General features: G+C 68.4%; 1 protein-coding gene. It reads left to right on the plus strand.

Annotated features, from left to right (window positions below; genetic code table 11):
* Window positions 1-679: 679 nt before the first annotated feature.
* Window positions 680-3,715: an ATP-binding protein gene (locus tag IBL25_RS24915; RefSeq protein WP_379656303.1), complete on the plus strand. Its 3,036-nt coding sequence runs from the start codon at window positions 680-682 to the stop codon at window positions 3,713-3,715.
* The last annotated feature ends 80 nt before the right edge of the window (window positions 3,716-3,795 follow it).

Raw genomic sequence — 3,795 nt, forward strand, 5'->3', positions numbered from 1 at the left:
GGGCTCTACAGTATCACTTCTGCCCTGCACCACCGTTCGCAACAGAACCTTTACCCATGCACCAGAGCGGAGCGGTGGTGAGACCGTCCTCCGAAAAGCCCCCGAAGAGCGTTACGCCGTTCGAGGTCTGGTCGAGTCCGTGCAGCCATAGGTTCCAGTTATCCGTGATTGATGGCAAGCTAGAGTGCTTCGAGTACGGTGCGTGCCCGGGCGGTTGTTACCACTGAGCAGGAGCATGATGGGCGACCATCCCAATAGCGCCGTTTTCCGGGGGCCAGGCGCAGTGCGCGAACTGGCCCGGGAGCTTGACTGGTCCCTCACGCCGCTCGGGCCCGTGCCGTCTTGGCCGCAGAGCCTGCGGTCCACCGTGCGCACCCTGCTGTCGTCCCAGTACCCGATGATCCTCACCTGGGGGCCGTCGTTCACCCAGATCTACAACGACGCCTATGCCGGTCTGATCGGGAACAAGCATCCCAGTGCCCTCGGCGAGGACATCCGTGTCACCATGGAGGAAAGCTGGGACACGCTGGGCCCCATGATCGAGCGCGTGATGCGAACCGGGGAAGCAAACTGGACGCAGGCTCTTCCACTCCTCATCGAAAGGTCTGGCTACCGAGAGGAAGCTTATCTCAGCGTCTCGCACGCGCCGGCCGAGGATGATGAGGGCCGGATCGTCGGCATGCTGGCCGTGTGCAGCGAGGTGACATCCCAGGTGGTGGGCGAACGCCGCCTGAGCCTCCTGCATGAGCTGGGCGCCGCGGCGCGCGAAATTCGCAGCGTGGAGGCCAGTTGCAACGCGCTGGCCAAGGCTCTGGCCGGCGACCCGCTCGACGTGCCCTTCGCCCTGCTCTACCTCCGCAACGGCGATGCTCCGCTGGATCGGGTGGTGGCCGTGGGGCTCCCCACGGACCATGTGGCCGCGCCGGCCGCGCTGGCGGAGAACACGGAAACGCCGTGGCGCGCCGCCCCGGCCCTCGCGGGCCAGGCCGTGGAACTGCACGGCCTCGGGCCACTGCTGGGCCTGCCTGGCGGGCTCTGGGCTGACCCCGTGGAAGATGCCGTGGTCCTGCCGGTGCGGGGCGAGACCAGCACGGAGCCACTCGGCGTCCTCATCCTCGGGCTGAGCCCGAGCCGCGCCTGGGACGACACCTACAAGGCCTTCAGCGATCTGGCGACCGACCAGATCTCCACCGCGCTCCGCAATGCCAGAGCCTATGAGGAGGAGCGCCGCCGCGCCGAGGCGCTGGCCGAGCTGGACCGCGCCAAGACGCAGTTCTTCTCCAACGTGTCGCACGAGTTCCGCACGCCGCTGACCCTGATGCTTGGGCCGGTGGAGGAACTGCTCCGGCGGCCGGACCTCGATCCGTCCGTCCGCGACGAGCTGACCCTGGCGCACCGGAATGCCTTGCGGCTGCTGCGCCTGGTCAACACGCTGCTCGACTTCTCGCGCGTTGAGGCCGGGCGCGCCGATGCGAGCTTCGAGCGGGTGGACCTGTCGCGGCTCACGGCCGAGCTGGCCAGCACCTTCCGCTCCGCGATCGAGAAAGCCGGCCTGCGGCTTGAGATCGATTGCCCGCCCCTTGCCGGGGATACCTATGTCGACCGCGACATGTGGGAGAAGATCGTCCTCAATCTTCTTTCCAACGCCTTCAAGCATACCTTTTCCGGGCACATCGCCGTGGCGCTGCGCGCGGGCCAGGACGGCCAGGCGCGGCTGACCGTCAGCGATACCGGCGTGGGCATTCCGCCCGACCAATTGCACCGCATCTTCGACCGCTTCCACCGGGTGGAAGGGTCGCACAGCCGCACGCATGAAGGGTCCGGCATCGGCCTGGCGCTGGTGCGGGAGCTCGTGCAACTGCATGGCGGCAGCGTGGAGGCGGCCAGCCAGTCCGGACATGGCTCCGTGTTCACCGTGACGCTGCCGCTGGGCCACGCCCATCTGCCGGCGGAGCATATTGGTACGGCGCGCAGGCTGGCATCGACTGGCATCGGCGCCGCGCCCTTTGTGGAGGAAGCGTTGCGCTGGGTTGACGGCGCCACGCCCATGGTGCCGGCGGAGGGGGCGGCACCCGTGGTCAAGGTGGTCCCGCTGCGCGCTGCGGCTCGGGAGCGGGCTGGGCCCGCCGCGCCGCGCCGGCGCATCGTGCTGGCCGACGACAACGCGGATATGCGGGCCTATGTCGAGCGGCTGCTCGCCCCGCTGCACGACGTGGCCTCCTTCGCGGAGGGTGCCGGCGCGCTGGCGGCCCTGCGCGCGCAACCGGCCGACCTTCTGCTCACCGATGTCATGATGCCGGTCATGGACGGCTTCGCCCTGCTGCGCGCGGTGCGCGCGGACCCGGCCCTGCGCACCACGCCCGTGCTGCTGCTGTCCGCGCGCGCCGGCGAGGAAGCGAGCGTCGAGGGGCTGGAAGCCGGCGCCGACGATTACCTCGTGAAGCCCTTTTCCGCGCGGGAGCTGCTGGCGCGGGTGCGGACGCACCTGGAGCTTGCGGCGTTGCGGCGGGAAGCCGAGGCGCAGGCGCACCAGGCACAGAAGATGGAGGCGGTGGGCCAGCTCACCGGCGGCATTGCCCACGACTTCAACAACCTTCTCGGCGCCGTGATCGGCTCGCTGGAGTTGGTCGAACGCCGCATCGGCGATGATCCCCGCGTGATCGGGCTGCTGCGCAACGCCCAGCAGGCGGCGCAGCGTGGCGTCAAGCTGACAGGGCAGCTTCTGGCTTTTTCGCGCCGCCAGCAGCTCCAGGCTAGGCCGACCAACGTGAACCAAGCCATCCTCGGCATGGGCGATCTTCTGCACCGCAGCCTTGGGGGCAAGGTCGGCTTCTCGACGCATCTGGCGAAGGATCTGTGGCCGGCGATGGCCGATGCCAACCAGCTCGAGCTTGCCGTGCTGAACCTCGCCATCAATGCCCGGGATGCCATGCCGGATGGGGGCGAGTTGACCATCCGGACCATGAACTTCCCAGTTCACCGTGATGGGGTGCCGTCGGGACCGGAACCGGGCGACTACGTCATTATCGAGGTGTCCGACACCGGCGAGGGCATGAGCCCCGAGGTGCTGTCACGCGCGTTCGAGCCGTTCTTCACCACCAAGGATGTCGGTAAGGGGACCGGCCTCGGCCTCGCGCAGGTGTTCGGCAGCGTCAAGCAACTGGGTGGCGATGTCACCGTCGAAAGCCAGTTGGGCATCGGGACCACGGTTAAGCTGTTCCTGCCGCGGGCCAGCGCCGCGGCCGAGGCCGAGGAAGCGCAGCTCACCCAGGCTGCCGATGTGACCCGGAGCCCGGGGGGATCGGTCCTGCTGGTCGATGACGACCCTCAGGTCCGCGTTGCGGCGGCCGATATGCTCCGCGAGATGGGTCACACGGTGACGGTTCTGGAGAACGGCCGCGAGGCCCTGCGCTGGCTGGCTGGCGATGCCCGCGTCGACCTGATGCTGGCCGACTTCGCCATGCCTGGCATGACGGGCGCTGAACTGGCCGCGCGCGCCCGGGCGCTGAGGCCGGAGCTTCGAGTTCTGCTGGCGACCGGATATGCCGACAAGGACGGCGCCACGGCAGGGGACCTCGCCGCCGCAGTGCTGCGTAAGCCATTCTCGCTGGCCGAGTTGAGGAAGGCGGTGAACATCGCGCTGACGGAGAGTCGGAGTGGCGAGCCCGCCAAAATTGCCAAGTTCGGGCAAGCACGTCGCCAGGAGAACCCCTAGCCTGATCGGTTCCTTGCTGCGGAGATGGCCTTAGGCTCCAGACTCGATCAGGTCCATCCGAGTGGGATGGCGGCTATGGC

Origin of the sequence: Pseudoroseomonas ludipueritiae, assembly GCF_014490445.1 — a bacterium.
Taxonomy (GTDB): Bacteria; Pseudomonadota; Alphaproteobacteria; order Acetobacterales; family Acetobacteraceae; genus Pseudoroseomonas; species Pseudoroseomonas ludipueritiae.